This window comes from Streptomyces sp. BHT-5-2, assembly GCF_019774615.1.
Lineage (GTDB): Bacteria > Actinomycetota > Actinomycetes > Streptomycetales > Streptomycetaceae > Streptomyces.
The window spans coordinates 2,423,073-2,436,656 of the sequence record NZ_CP081497.1 but is presented as its reverse complement, the minus strand read 5'-3'; the positions used below and the strand labels follow the sequence as shown (position 1 = coordinate 2,436,656).

The 13,584-nt window shown below is 68.5% G+C and carries 15 protein-coding genes; 7 read left to right on the top strand and 8 right to left on the bottom strand.

Annotated features, from left to right (window positions below):
* Positions 1–44 precede the first annotated feature (44 nt).
* From K2224_RS38380 to K2224_RS38370, 3 genes are all read left to right on the top strand, one after another.
* Complete coding sequence (locus tag K2224_RS38380) at positions 45–491, top strand: DUF1772 domain-containing protein (protein WP_221911721.1); 447 nt, start codon at positions 45–47, stop codon at positions 489–491.
* A 182-nt stretch (positions 492–673) separates the two neighbouring features.
* Positions 674–1,024, top strand: a complete 351-nt coding sequence (locus K2224_RS38375; RefSeq protein ID WP_221911720.1) for an antibiotic biosynthesis monooxygenase — start codon at positions 674–676, stop codon at positions 1,022–1,024.
* A gap of 168 nt (positions 1,025–1,192) precedes the next feature.
* Entirely contained in the window at positions 1,193–1,447 is a 255-nt protein-coding gene (locus K2224_RS38370; RefSeq protein WP_260693792.1) for a DUF4267 domain-containing protein, read from the top strand.
* Here the strand turns inward: K2224_RS38370 and K2224_RS38365 are convergent.
* Positions 1,428–1,838: a VOC family protein gene (locus K2224_RS38365; RefSeq protein ID WP_221911719.1), complete on the bottom strand. Its 411-nt coding sequence runs from the start codon at positions 1,836–1,838 to the stop codon at positions 1,428–1,430. The two genes, K2224_RS38370 and K2224_RS38365, sit on opposite strands and share 20 nt — an antisense overlap.
* An 81-nt stretch (positions 1,839–1,919) precedes the next feature.
* Positions 1,920–2,312, bottom strand: a complete 393-nt coding sequence (locus K2224_RS38360) for a helix-turn-helix domain-containing protein (RefSeq protein WP_221911718.1) — start codon at positions 2,310–2,312, stop codon at positions 1,920–1,922.
* 721 nt (positions 2,313–3,033) lie between these two features.
* Here K2224_RS38360 and K2224_RS38355 point away from each other — a divergent pair.
* Positions 3,034–4,332 (top strand): MFS transporter, encoded by a 1,299-nt coding sequence (locus K2224_RS38355; RefSeq protein WP_260693791.1) that lies wholly within the window; start codon positions 3,034–3,036, stop codon positions 4,330–4,332.
* Positions 4,333–4,471: 139 nt separating this feature from the next.
* On the opposite strand, the gene K2224_RS38350 is transcribed toward K2224_RS38355, so the two are convergent.
* The 3 genes from K2224_RS38350 to K2224_RS38340 all read right to left on the bottom strand — a co-directional run bounded on the left by K2224_RS38350 (position 4,472) and on the right by K2224_RS38340 (position 6,673).
* Entirely contained in the window at positions 4,472–5,398 is a 927-nt protein-coding gene (locus K2224_RS38350) for a LysR family transcriptional regulator (protein WP_221911715.1), read from the bottom strand.
* Positions 5,399–5,642: 244 nt separating this feature from the next.
* Entirely contained in the window at positions 5,643–6,392 is a 750-nt protein-coding gene (locus tag K2224_RS38345) for a hypothetical protein (RefSeq protein ID WP_221911714.1), read from the bottom strand.
* Positions 6,380–6,673, bottom strand: a complete 294-nt coding sequence (locus K2224_RS38340) for a hypothetical protein (protein ID WP_221911713.1) — start codon at positions 6,671–6,673, stop codon at positions 6,380–6,382. The genes K2224_RS38345 and K2224_RS38340 overlap by 13 nt, the downstream gene beginning before the upstream one ends.
* Positions 6,674–6,991: 318 nt before the next feature.
* Here K2224_RS38340 and K2224_RS38335 point away from each other — a divergent pair, with 318 nt between their 5' ends.
* Entirely contained in the window at positions 6,992–7,534 is a 543-nt protein-coding gene (locus tag K2224_RS38335; RefSeq protein WP_221911711.1) for a GNAT family N-acetyltransferase, read from the top strand.
* 517 nt (positions 7,535–8,051) lie between these two features.
* Positions 8,052–9,764 (top strand): mycolysin, encoded by a 1,713-nt coding sequence (locus tag K2224_RS38330; RefSeq protein WP_260693790.1) that lies wholly within the window; start codon positions 8,052–8,054, stop codon positions 9,762–9,764.
* A gap of 161 nt (positions 9,765–9,925) precedes the next feature.
* Here K2224_RS38330 and K2224_RS38325 read toward each other — a convergent pair whose 3' ends face one another.
* Positions 9,926–10,201, bottom strand: coding sequence for a hypothetical protein (locus K2224_RS38325; RefSeq protein WP_260693788.1), 276 nt, complete (start codon positions 10,199–10,201; stop codon positions 9,926–9,928).
* A 310-nt stretch (positions 10,202–10,511) separates the two neighbouring features.
* On the opposite strand from K2224_RS38325, the gene K2224_RS38320 reads away from it, so the two are divergent.
* On the top strand, positions 10,512–11,600 hold the full coding sequence (locus K2224_RS38320) for a helix-turn-helix transcriptional regulator (RefSeq protein WP_260693787.1): 1,089 nt from the start codon (positions 10,512–10,514) through the stop codon (positions 11,598–11,600).
* An 85-nt stretch (positions 11,601–11,685) separates the two neighbouring features.
* Here the strand turns inward: K2224_RS38320 and K2224_RS38315 are convergent, their stop codons facing one another.
* Positions 11,686–12,213, bottom strand: coding sequence for a YbaK/EbsC family protein (locus K2224_RS38315; protein WP_398197234.1), 528 nt, complete (start codon positions 12,211–12,213; stop codon positions 11,686–11,688).
* Positions 12,210–13,553, bottom strand: coding sequence for a hypothetical protein (locus tag K2224_RS38310; protein ID WP_221911707.1), 1,344 nt, complete (start codon positions 13,551–13,553; stop codon positions 12,210–12,212). Before K2224_RS38310 ends, K2224_RS38315 begins: the two co-directional genes overlap by 4 nt.
* Positions 13,554–13,584: the final 31 nt, after the last annotated feature.

The window sequence follows — 13,584 nt, the reverse complement described above, 5'->3', positions numbered from 1 at the left end:
GTTGCCTCACCAGCTAGCGGCGCTAGATCCCGGGAGGGCTCATCATGCTCAACGCACTTGAGGTCGTCACCACTGTGGTCGTCGGCGTGATGGTGGGGGTGGAGTTCTCCGTCGCCTTCGTCATCAACCGGATCCTCGACGCGCTCCCCGGCGACAGTGGCCAACTCGGCCGCGCCCACGGGGGCCGGATGCTCGGCGCAGTGATGCCGGTCTGGTACATCACCTCGCTCGTCCTCGTCGCCGTCTGCGCCATCGCCGGATGGCACCGCCCCGGCACCGGCCTCCTCGTCGTCGCCGCCGCGCTGCTGATCCTCAGCGTGATCATGTCGATCCTGCTGCTCGTCCCGATCAACAACCGGAGCAAGACGTGGACCCCCGAGAACCGGCCCGAGGACTGGAAGGAGCAGGCGAACCGCTGGGACCGCTACCACTACGCCCGTGTCGCCGTCCTCATCGCCGCCTTCGCCGTGCTGGTCGCCGCCCTCACCTGAGCCCCCGGGCCCACCCGCCCGATCGTCAGCCGCAACCGCCCGGCCGTGCGCCCGAAAGTGCGGCACCGCCACCTCCGTCTACGTCCGGGCCCCGGACACCAACACCCTCGAACTCCGCCGGCACCCCCCGGACGCGGGCGCCGGCGACACCCACTGACCGGTAGCGAAAGGAAGTGCCGAGAATGGCCAAGCTGCAGAGCCTCGACCCGAATACGCCGATCTTCGCGCAGTTCAAGGAGAAGACCGGGCCCATCGTTCTGGCCAACACCTTCGTCGTCCCGAAGGAGAGGACCGAAGCGTTCCTGGCCCTCTTTCGGAGGCAGGCGGAGTTCATGAAGGCTCAGCCGGGATTCGTCTCCCTGCAGATGCACAAGGGAACGGCGGACAGTCAACTTCTGATGAACGTCGCGGTCTGGGAGTCGACCGAGGCGCTCGCCACGGCATTCGGCAACCCGGAGTTCCAGCGCATGGCGGCCGAGTCCCCCGACGACATCGTGTCGTACCCGCACGTCTTCGAGCAGATCGACGTATGACACGGCAGTTGTAGCCGGGGAGTTCTCCGGGCGGGCAGTCGGCACCGGGCTTCGGCCTGCCGAGCTGGCCGTCCGGCGACGGCGACGGATTCCTGATCATCAAGGAAATCCGCACGTCGTCAAGGAAATCCTCACGTCGTCCTGGTCCTGGTCCTGGGCATCCTGCTGGTGACGGGCCACCGCGGGGCGCCGGGCTGGGTGCTGCCGGTGGAGTCCCTCGCCGCGTACGGCGACATGGCCACCGTGCTGGTTCACCACGGCTCCGTGGCCACCGGGCTCGGCGTCCACGGCCTGACCGCGACACTGATGGTGATCAACGGCCTGCCGACAATGCGCGAGATCCGCAAGGCCGCGGCCGCTCCGGCAACGCCCGCGGCCGGCAGCCCGCCTACCGTAGGAACTCCTAGGCCCTCGGCTGGGTGAAGCGGATCCGGTTGCCGAACGGGTCGCGAAGTCCGCAGTCGGTACCGTACGGACGGTCCGTGGGCTCCTCGGTGAACTCCACGCCTCGGCCCAGCAGCGTCTCGTAGGTCTTGCGGCAGTCGTCCGTGGTGAAGATCAGCCACCCGCCCATCGCGCCCTTGGTCACCAACTCCCGGACCTGCTCCGCCGTTTCCTCGGACATCGCCGGAGCGCCGGGCTTCTCCAGCAGGATCTGGCGCTCGGGATGACCGGGAACGCTGACGGCCAGCCAGCGCATGAAGCCCAGGTCGACGTCGGCGGCGACCTCCAGGCCGAGCTTGCCGACGTAGAAGTCGAGGGCCTCGTCCTGGTCCAGGACGTATATCTGCGAGTGCGTGATTGCGTTGAACATGTGCATCACGCTACTGAGCCGACGGGACGAAAACTTATCCAGAACTGCTCTGTCGACGGGCGGCCCGGACCGGATGGACGATCAGCCGCTCGGTCGCGTCCACGCCATGGTGAAGCACGTCGGCACGCCCGTGGCCACCGCTTCCTTGCGATACGTCCTCGGCGACCGCCCAACGATGTCGCGGAACGTGCGGCTGAAGGTTCCCGGGCTGCCGAAGCCGACCTCGAAGCAGATGTCCGTCACACTGCGGTCGGTCTCCCGCAGCAGGAACATGGCCCGCTCGACACGGCGGCGCTGCAGATAGCGATGCGGCGTCTCGCCGAACGTGGCCCGGAAGGTGCGGGAGAAGTGCGCCGGTGACACATGGGCGATCCGTGCCAGGGCCGGCACGTCCAGCGGCTGCGCGTAGACGCGGTCCATCGCGTCCCGCGCCCGGAGCATGCGGCGATTGACCTCTTCTGCGGCGCGACTCACGGCGCCATCACATCACGGCCCGCCGCGGCCCTGTCCAGATCATCTGAGAGTCCGGCGCACTGACCGTCTCACGCGATCCGGTCGTCCCAGGCGAAAGCCTGGCCTCGGACCGGGTCATGCGCTACGGCACAGCAGTGGGCGAAACCACCTACGGATCCGATGTGCATCGCTTCCGCGCCGGCGCGCGTCGTCACCGCGCGCCGAGCAGCCTCCGGTTGCCCCAGTGTGCGCAGGCCGGCACCGGGGACAACGGACTCCGCAAACCCCGCGATTAACGAAACTGATCAGGTGATCAATATTTTTCGTTGGCGCGAACTACCCCCATCACCTACGGTTATTTTTCACCGAAGGCATTGTGTATTCGCTGAATTTTCGGGGGCGGTGAACGACATGAGAAGCCTGCTTTCCACTTCCCAGGTCAGGCCCTTGCTGCATGGGCGCACGGTGGCGCCCAGGTGGTGAACCTGTCGGCCGGCGGGTCGCCAGTCGGCAAAGGGGAATCGCTCCGGGACACCGCGCGGACGCGCCGGACAGCTCCCCCCATAGCGGTCCGCACCGAAGCCACGCAGGCCGCCTGGAGACGATCGGGCTCCGGTGCCCCGACGACGACTACGACAGCCTGATCTCCCGGTACACCGACTGCCTGTTCAACGAGAGCAAGTGAAACACAAGGACCGATATGGGATTAGGAAAGAACAGCGCAGAGAAGACGGAACAGGCCTTGTCCCACGCCAAGTCCAGCGCCAAGCCGGGCGCGAAGCTCGATCTGTGGAAGATTTCGCCGTCGTTGCTGGCCATCTGCATCGACGCCATGGGCTTCGGCCTCGTCTACCCGATCCTGTCGGCGATTTTCAGCGACCCGCACTCCGGCATCCTGTCCGCCGGCATCAGTGAACAGTGGCGGTTCTTCTTCATCGGCCTCGGATACGCCGTGTATCCGCTGTTCATGTTCTTCGGCTCGTCGCTGATGGGTGAGCTCTCCGACGTCTTCGGACGGAAGCGGGTCCTCTCGACCTGTGTGCTCGGCCTGTCGGCCAGCTACTTCATGATGGCCGCGGGAGCCGCCCTGCCCAGTCTGGTCCTGCTCATCGTGGGCCGCGGCCTCGGCGGACTCATGGCGGGCTGCCAGGGCATCGCACAGGCAGCCATCTCGGACCTGAGCACCCCCGAGACAAAGGCCATCAACATGAGCGTCATGTCGATCGCCTACAGTGCGGGGATCGTGATCGGCCCGGTCATCGGCGGCGCGACATCAAGTTCCGCCACGGTGAGCTTCTTCAGCTACTGGACGCCGTTCGCCCTCGTCGGGCTCATCTCCTTCGCCTGCTACCTGTGGATTCTGGTGAAGTTCAAGGAGACGACACGGGCGGCGCGCACACGGAGGATCAGTGTGCTGCTGCCGTTCAAAGTCATCGCCGAGGCCGCCACGGACCAACGGGTGCGGCTGCTCTGCGTGGTCTTCCTGCTCATGCAGATCGGCTACAGCCTCTACTTCCAGATGATCCTGCTGCAGCTGCAGCACGAATTCCATTACTCCACGCTTGGATTGGGCCTGTTCAGCGGTCTCATCGGCACCTTCTTCGTGGTCGGTCTCACGGTGGTCGTCCGCGCCCTGTTGCGCCGTCGCACCGCCGCCTACACCGCACAGGTGGGCCTCGTCGTGGCCGGCGTCGCCCAAGTCGCCTCCGGGCTCGTACACGTCCAGGCCGGGCAATGGGTGTTGGCGATGGTCATCGGTGCCTTCGACATGGTTGCCTACACGACGCTGCTCACGGTGTTCTCGGACGCCGTGCCCGAGGACAAGCAGGGTTGGGTACTGGGCGTCAGCGGCTCGGTGATGGCCATCGGCTGGGTCGCGACCGGCCTGCTCGCCAACCTGGACCCCGTGCTCGGCGACTCCTGGCTGATCTTCCTGGGTGGCGTGTTCTGGCTGGCCAGCTACGCATTGATGACCCGCTACGTGCGGAAGCGTGACCGTGGCACCGCTATCCCGACACCCGCCGTCGCGGAGGAAATCTAGGGGACCCGCCCCTGTCGCCTTGCCCCGCCGATCACCTGATCGGCGGGGCAAAGTGCTGCGAAGCGGCTGGTGTGGGTGCGGGCTCGGGCGCGTTGGTGAGGGAAGTTCGGTGGACCGCTCCCCCATGGTGCGCCGCCTCTCACCCCGCCGCTACGCCGACCTTCATGGCCGCCGAGGGCGCCGGCCGCTCGGCCCTGAGAAAGCCGACGAAGCGGCGGAGCACCGGTGCGGTGGCCCCGCGCAGCCATGCCACGGAGACCTCGCCGACCGGACGCGGCGGAACGAACCGACGGATCACCAGCCCGTCCTGCCCAGCCGTCTCCGCGAGCCGACGGTCCAGCACCGCGATGCCGTGACCCGCACGGACCGCCTCGATGACGTTCGCGTAGTCGGGCTCGACCACGCCGACGGGCGGGTCCTCCGTGCGCCACACCTGCGCCAGAATGCGGTCGTAGAGCTCCGGTGCCTGGCACCGTGGCCACGTCACCACCGGCTGACCGCGCAGCTCTTCCGGGCTGACCACGTCGCGGGAGGAAGCCACCGTCGACCCCACAGGCACGACGGCAACCAACTCTTCGCGGCTGACCACATGGGTGGTCACATCCGAGGAGCACGGGGGCGTGCGCAGGAACGCGACATCCGCCGTACCCGCGTGCAAGGCTTCCAGATTGTGCGCCGCCCACCCGGCCTCGGTGCGCACCTCAACCCCCGGATACCGGCGGCGGAACTCCTCCACGAGACCGCGCTGCCCAAGATGGACGCCGGAACGGCTGTACAGAACGCGCAGCGTTCCTCGACACCCCTGCGCCGCTCGACGCACTGCCCTGAGGGCACGCTCGGACTGCTCGACGAGTTCGTCGGCCTCCGCCAGCAGCGCCCGCCCGGCGTCGGTCAGTTGGACGCCCTGTCGATCGCGCTCGAAGAGTTCCAGCCCCAGCGAACGCTCCATGGACCGAATGCTCTGAGAAAGGGCGGACTGCGTAATGTGGAGAAATTCTGCAGTGCGCCCGAAATGTAACTCTTTGGCGAGACTCGTGAAGTAGATTAACTGCCGCGAAATCAGCATGCCGCGATCGTAACAGTGCGGCATATATCAGACCCCCGGCTGTGGCGGGAGTCACGAACCGCACCTCGCTTTCGTTGCGACTATTACCGCAATCATTCAACTCCATTAACAAAACGTTAGAACTCACGGAAAAGCAAGGTGTTGCATGGCATGATCCGGCGCCGCGTGCCGCGAGCGCCTCAGCCCCGAGGCAGAGCCAGGCGAGGAAGGCCGGTTGCCTGGTTGTCATTTCCGCACCGACGTGTCAGGGCGTCGTCTTTATCAGCGCAACAACCATCGAGTACAGGACCTCCGCCTTCGCCGTGCTGGGGACCGGGTCGGCGATACGCCGCGCGTGATCAGAATCAGCCGCGGCCACTGCCCTGGCGACACTGGCCAGTACCTGTACAGCGAATTCCTCGCGAGCAATTGCGCTCGCGAGGCGTTCGGGAGCCAGCGCCCTCGCCTGCTGCTGCTTGTCGGTGATCGTGTTCGCGATATGTTCGGCCCGGTCGGGGTCGAGGGCGGACACCGCAGTGGCCGCGGCGGTCAGCGCGCCGACTTGGGCACATCCGTCGCCGATCGTGTTCACGGCGTTTTCCACCCGCTCCAACAGGCGCCCCACATGGTCGGATTCGAGTTCCGTCGCCGCCGCGAGAACCATATTCGTCAGCGCACGGGCCCGCCACCGTCCATCAGCGATCGTGCTCGCAATGCGTTCGGCATGCCTGAGGCGACCGTCCTTGGCCGGGACGGGCACGGGCTCAGGTTCGTCATCATCAGCCGTCGCCGAACCGTCATCAGCCACAGCCACGCCTGATGCATCGTCCGGTACAGCTGCCGTGTGTGCGGAGTGGACGTTGCGCACCAGTCCAAGCAGGTCCGCGGTGTGCGTGCCGCACTGCTGCGGCACCGGAAGGCCGTCGGCACGCAACCGGGTGTGCAGGTGGCGGTAGATGTCTCCGAAACCGATCAACGTCCCGGCCGTCGGGCCGCCGGCACTCAGCATGGCCAAGAGCCGCTCGGTCTCAGATACGACTCCCGACGCCGCGGGCCGAGCAGGCCGTGTCCGCTGTAGTAGAACAGCAGCAAATCCTCCGCCTCTTCGGCCGTACGCACCAACACGTCACCGACCTGGGCCACGCTGGCCGCCGCGGGAACCGCAACGCGATGGAACGGGCTGAAGCCGCCGAGGTTTTGATCGGTGAGCACCCGGGTCAGGTCGCTGATGTTGTTGGCGATCACCGGCACGTCCGGCAGTTCCGGATCTTCGTAGGAGGGAGTGCCGACCAGCACGATCCTCGGCCGATCAGGATCGACCGCCCGCCCGCTCGTTCTGCCCGCCCGAGTGCCTCTCGCACCAACGCCTCGACGTCGCCGACACGCTTCGCGCCGATTGCTGCCCCGGCCCAGAAGCTCAGGCTCCTGGCCCAGCCAGTCCGCCAGCTCCGCAAGCCCTTCGACCGGGTCATCGCACTCAACCGACAACCGCGCACCGGGCATCCGGCCTCCCCCGACTTTTGACGTCGGAGCCGGTCCAGGAGGGCACTTGATGTGATCGAAAGCGCCCGGCGAGGATGGCGTAGAGCCCATTTCGTGATCCACAATGCCTGGATGGTCACGCTGGAGACTCCCCGTTTGATCCTGCGTCGCTGGCGCGAGGAGGACGTCGCGCCGATGGCTGCCATCAACGCCGACCCCGAGGTCATGCGGTGGATCCGTGACGGCAGCGTCCGTGACGAACAGCAGACTCGCGGCGGGATCCAGGCATGGGAGAGCGAGTGGGAGTCGCGGGGCTTCGGACTGTTCGCCGTGGAGGTCCGGTCCACTGGCGAACTGGCCGGCTTCACCGGCCTTTCGGTGCCCCACTTCTTGCCGGAGGTACTGCCGGCGGTCGAGGTGGGCTGGCGGCTGGGACATTCCCACTGGGGGCAGGGCTTGGCCACCGAGGCCGCCGCGGCCGCTGTACGGTTCGGGTTCGAAGAGCGAGGTCTGGAGCGGATCGTCAGCATCGCTCAAGTGGGCAACGACGCCTCCGAACGGATCATGACCAAACTGGGGATGCGTCCGGTCCGTGAGACCGTCAATCCCACCGGCGGTCGGCGAGTCCGGGTGTTCGAGTTGTCGTCGGACCAGTACGTCACAACCACTCGTTGACGGCGGCAACGAGGACGGTGGCCTCGTACGGACCGCGAGTTCGGCGCACGTGTGGTTGCGGGCCCGGTCGGACTTGTCCGAAATGGTGCAGCGGATTCCCCGGCGGGCGCAGGTAGGCGCGGTTGTTCCGGCAGGCGTACGACTGTCGGCCCGCCCACGGCTCCGGCTGCGCTGCCAGGCGTCGTCGGTGGTGTGTTGGGCAGGCAGCAGGCCCAAGGCGACGCCGAGTCGGTGGCGGTCAGGCATCCGCCAACGCCAGGCATCGCACGTCTCGTTCTCTTCTCCGACGCCAGTGACATGCGCGAGCCGTGCGGTATATGGTTCCGCCCACCTGTTACCCGCGGTGCAGCTACGGCCAAAGCTTGATGGCTGTAGTGACCCGGGGTCAGTTCCTTACCCCCCTCACGCTTTGTCGGCGTGCACCGAAGTCGGCTGGTGCACGCCGTAGGAAGGCACACCCATGTCCCGAATACGACGGGCCCGGAGACGGGTTCCCAGAACTGTCGCTCTGACCGCGATGGCAGGCACAGGCGTCTGCCTGGCGGCCGTCGTCATGCCGTCCGCGTTCGCGGGAAGCTCCCCCCAGGCCCACACCCCCGCACCGGCCGGCGCCTGCACGATCCGCCCTGCGGAGAAGAACTCCGAGGCACCGCTGAGCTGTCTCGGTGTCACCGCGTCCCTCGACCACCTCCCCGCCGTCGGCGAGCAGGCCACCCTCACCGTGAACGTCAAGGCGCAGACCGACGTCAAGCGCGCCGGCCTGGCCGTCCAACTACCGCCCGCGCTCCGGATATCCGACAGTGGAGGCTCCGGCCTCGCCGCGCCCACCACGGACACCTTCGGCCAGCGCACCAGCAGCACCCTTTCCCTCACCCCCGGCACCCGGGCCGTCCATCTCAAGGTCACGGCGGTCGCCGCCGGACCCGCCCAGATCCAGGCGGACATCAGCGACATCGACCACCCCGACCCGCGCCGCGCCGGACACGACTCGGTCGAGCTCACCGTCGGCAAGGCCAACGGCTCCTCCGACCAGGGCATATCGGTCACCAAGGCCCGTCCGGCCCCGGTCCACCGTCCCGCGCCCGGCGCTCGCAAGGAACGCCCGGTCACCCCCAAGGCACCCGCTCCCGCCCCGGCGTCCTCCCCGGCCCGCGCCTCGGCCGCCTCCGGCCCGGCCGCCCCGCGCGCCGCCGGCCGGGCCGGGGGCTCCTCGCAGGTCTGCATCAGCGGCACCTTCCGCAACCGTTTCCAGTCCGCCGAGGGCGGTAGTTGGAACGGCAAGGCCAACCGGGACGAGCCGGTCCACAACGCCAACGTCACCCTGTGGGGCCAGCCCACCGCCAACAGCGGTACGCAGCAGCTCGCCACGGGGATGACCGGCAACAACAACGGCAGCTTCAACCTCTGCTACACCCCCACCACCTCCGTCACCTCCAAGGTCTGGGTGGAGTTCCAGACCCAGGCCGGCCAGTCGTGGTCCGTGGTCGACGGCAACGGCCGCCGCTACGCCACCGCCACCTACTCGCAGGACAACGTCTCGGGCAGCACCAGCCTGGGCAACGTCTACGCCAACGAAGGGCAGAGCCGTGCCTGGCACGCCCTCGACACCCTCAACAAGCTGTGGTGGACCCGCGGTTCCACCACCAACTGCTGGACCGGCAGCCAGCAGGACGGCCACTGCACGCCGATCACCGTCCAGTGGTACCCCGGCTCCACCGACGGCACCTACTGGTCGACCAACGAGGACAAGATCCACCTCGCGGACAACGACCCCGACTCCGAACACACCGTCGTCCACGAGGCGGGCCACGCCCTCATGGGCAAGCTCTACAAGGGCTGGTGGCCGAACGTGAGCAACTGCTCGCCCCACTACGTGAGCCGCACCTCCTCCACCAGCTGCGGCTGGACCGAGGGCTTCGCCAACGCGGTGGCGTTCCACACGTTCAACGACACCACCTACTACTGGGGCAACGGCAGCTCCCAGAATCTCGCCAACGACCGCTCCACGACGGGTATCGACCCGGGCGACGCCTGCGAGGCCCGCGTCGCCACCGCGCTGGTCGACCTGTGGTCCCAGGTCGACGGCGGCTGGGCCAGGAGCAACACCATGATGACCAAGACCCAGCAGTCCAGCCTCCGCGAGTACTTCGTCGAGGACCGGCCCGACTACGGCCTCGACAGCGGCACCAAGGCCCGAGACATCCTCTACGACCACACCATCCAGTACTGATCGACCAACACCTGCACGGCCCGGGCCGGTCGACGGCCCGGGCCATGCGCGTGCGCCGTGATCTCGCGAGTCCGAAGCGCTCACCAGGCCGGCACCCCTCACCGCCTGTCACGGCGGTGCCGGGCAGCCGGGGCACACCGGACGGTGACGTGTCCCTCCGGTCACCCCTCCGTCAGTTCCCTGAGCCGGGCCGTGTAGTAGGCCGCCACGCGGGCCGCCTCCTCCGGGTCGGCGGTCGCCAGCTGCGCCCCGTCGTCGAGGGCGGCCCGCCGGGCGGCCGTCAGCTCCCTGATCCGCCTCTCGTCGGGGGCCGGAGCCCGGCGTTCCGCGGTGATCCGGGCGCTGTACCAGAGCGTCACGGCGCGGACGGCGTCATACGCCTGCTGCTCTGCATCGCCCTCGGGTGGGGAGGAACCCGGGGCGTTGGGGTCCGGCACCGCAACCACTCTCCTCTGGTCCTGGAAGGTAGATCGTCATCGTCCTACCCGCACCGGTCCGGGATGCTGCTCCGAGAGCGCCGCTTCGGCCGGGTGGCCCGGTGGCGGGGAACCGAGGAGGCCGTACCACTCGTCCCTCTTTATGTGAGTGACGGCCGGTACGCGTGGTGACCTTGTACGGATTCTCCGTACGTCGCCCGGTTCGGTCAGATGTCCGCAAAAACATGCTCGCCCCACTGTGTGCGGGACGTTCCCGGGCCGTAAGAATGGCACCGCTCCACGACAGTTCATTCACCCATCAAGGATGTCGATGAGATTGGAAGCATCAGGACTGACGAAACTGAGCGCGGTCGGTGTATCCGTCTACGAGCTCGCGTTGAACAGTCCGGCTGTGCTCCCCGCCTCCCTCCCGGGCCAGTTGGGCAAGTCCGTCGAAGAGGTGGAGGAGGCGCTCGGGCAGCTCAGCGCTATGGGGCTGCTGTGCCCGGCCGACGACAAGCCCGGAATGCTGACGGCCGTCAGCCCGGACAGCGCGGCCGCCCAGACCCTCTTCCCGATGGAGCAGGCCCTGCGGGACCAGCAGAGCGCCGTCACTCAAGTGCGCGCCGAATTGGAACGGCTGCGTCCGCTCTACGCCACCACCCGGGCCAAGTGGCTGCAGAGTTCGGGCATCGAGATCCTGCAGACGCTCAAGTCGGTGCGCAGCATGCTCACCGAGCTGGGCGCGTGCTGCACCACCGAGATGCTCACCTCGCAGCCCGGCGGCGGCCGTCCCACGCCGGTCCTCGAAGAGGCGATCGTGCGGGACGAGGACATGCTGCGCCGCGGTGTCAAGATCCGCACGCTCTACCAGCACACCGCGCGCTACAACCAGCCGACCGTCGCCTACGTGGAGCGCGTCGCCCAGCTCGGGGCCGAGGTGCGGACCCTCAGCGACGGGTTCGCGCGAATGATCGTCTTCGACCGGAAGACCGCGGTGATCTCGTACCACGGCCATCCGCACGGCGGCGTGCTGGTCCACGACCAGAGCATCGTCGACTTCGCCGTCGCCGCCTTCGAGCGGACCTGGCTGACCGCCACGCCGTTCTCGGCGGGCTACCAGTTGGAGCAGGTGCGGGCGCTGTCGTCGGAGGTCAAACAGGACATCATGCGGCTGCTGGTGTCCGGCCTCGACGACCGCGCCATCGCCCGGCGCCTCGGCATGGGGCTGCGCAGCTGCCAGCGCCACATCGCGGAGATCATGGACCAGTTGGGCGCCCGCAGCCGGCTGCACGCGGGCTACCTGATCGGCCAGAGCAATCTGCTGGGGTCCGCGGACCCCGACACGGGTGCTCCGGCCGCCGCGGCGCGGACGGCCGGAACACCCGAGGGCGCCAAGGATCCGGTGCGCTCCTCCTAGGGGTCACGGGCGGCCTCCGGGTGTGGCGGCCCGGGTGTGGCCCTGCGGTTCGGCCCGGTCCCGTGCCGGGTCCGCGGGACGTGCCTCAGCCGGGGTGGCCGACGGTGGCGAGGGGCAGGGGCCCGGCCACCGCCGCTATCCGCGGAACGGCCAGTTCCAGGTAGTCCTCGGTGCGGAGGGCCACCGAGCGGTCCAACCGCGCCGCGTTGAAGAAGATCTCCTCGTGGCGCAACAGGTCGGGGTCCACCAGGAGGTCCATGGCCGCGGCGAAGGTGAACGGCGTGATCGAGCCGCTGACGCTGCCGGTGAGCCGTTCGGCGACGTCGCGCACCGCGAACGCGGCGTCGCCGGCCTGGTAGAGGTCCCGGACCCGCGCCAGGTCCACCCGGCGGTCGCCGGGGACGACGGCCAGGACGTACCGTCGGCGCTTCTTGCCCATCCCGACCCGGATCACCAGGCATTTCGCCGCCTGCCGGAGCGGGTGGCCGCGCAGGGCGGAGGCGAGCTCGGTGCGTCCCTCGGGGGCGTGGTCGATGAGCCGGTAGCCGGCGCCGGCACCGTCCAGCAGAGCCATCAGCCGGGCGTACGCGTCCAGGGACGCGGGTGCCCTCACCGGTCGTCGGCGACGGCGTGGAAGACCGCCCCTATGGAAGCGCCCGCGCCGAGGTTGATCACGTCGGCGCCGGAGTCGGTGCGGGTGGCCCGGATGAAGCCTCCGCCGCTGACCGTGGCGGTGGTGAACACCCCCCACACCGGGGTCCACTCCACGAGGTCGCCGTTCCGGTCGGCGCACGGCTCTGGGACCGGTCGGATGCGCCGTTGCAGCACGAACGGCCCGTCCACCGCGGCCCGCACCCGCTCGGCCCACTGCTCGGCGGTGAGTCCTTCCTGCCAGCCGAGCACCACGCCCTCGCCGCTGTGCGCCAGGGTCGGCTTCAGCACCAGCTCGTCCCGGGATTCGACGGCGTAGGCGACGAGGTCGACCCGGCGGCCGTCCTCCAGCGTCACCTCGCCCTCCCGCACGCTCCGGGTCCAGGGCAGGATACGGTCCAGGCTCGCCAGCTCGTGGGCGCTGAACAGAGGGCGGTTGGCCTCGTCGGAGAGCATCGCCAGGGCGGCCTTGCAGCCGTAGAGTTCGGCGTCGAGGGGGGTGAAGAGCTTCACCTCGCCGCGCTCGGCGGCGTCCAGGACGGGATCCAGCAGGTCCATCGCCCCCGGGCCGGACAGCACGTCCTCCAGCATGAAGAGCCGGTTGATGATGTCGACGCGGCGCTCGCCCAGCCAGACGCCGCCGTCGCGGGCCGTCAACTCGCCTATGTGGCAGGCGTGTGCCTCGACGCCCAGCTCGCTCCAGCGCCGGGCGACGGCCTGCATGTACGGGGCGAGCGACTCGTAGCTGCTGGGCCAGTCGGTGAGCGCGACCACCGGGCGGCTGCCGGGGGCGGTACCCGATTCGATGCGGATGGTGTCGACGTGGGACCGGAGGGTGTCGACGTGGGTGAGGCGGTGCTTCTCGACGAACTCCTTGAGGCCGGTGTGGTTGAGCAGGCCGCGGGCGATGTCGACGGCGTCCGAACCCCCGATGGCGCTGCCCATGTTGTATTCGAGCAGTCGGAAGCCGGAGGCGTCCGCGTACAGGTCGGCGCGGCTCAGTCGGGTCACGCTGGTGTTGCGGCCGCGCAGCACGCAGCTGATCTGGTCGTCGTTCATGCCCAGGGCGCGGGCGAACGCCGTGAGGTCGCCGCCGAACAGCCGGTCCGGCAGGCTGGTCAACGCCCCGCGCAGCACGTCGAGGTCGCCCACGAGGCGCTGGTGTTCGTCCGCCTCCAGGAAGAACGGGCGGGTCAACAGGGCACCCTTGTAGAAGATCTTGAGGAGTTCCGACTCCGGGTCCACCGGGACCGGCTCGGACACCGTCTCCAGGAACTCGGCGCTGAGCGCATTGCGAGCCACGTGATAACCCTTCGGTGAGTGAGGAGCCGGC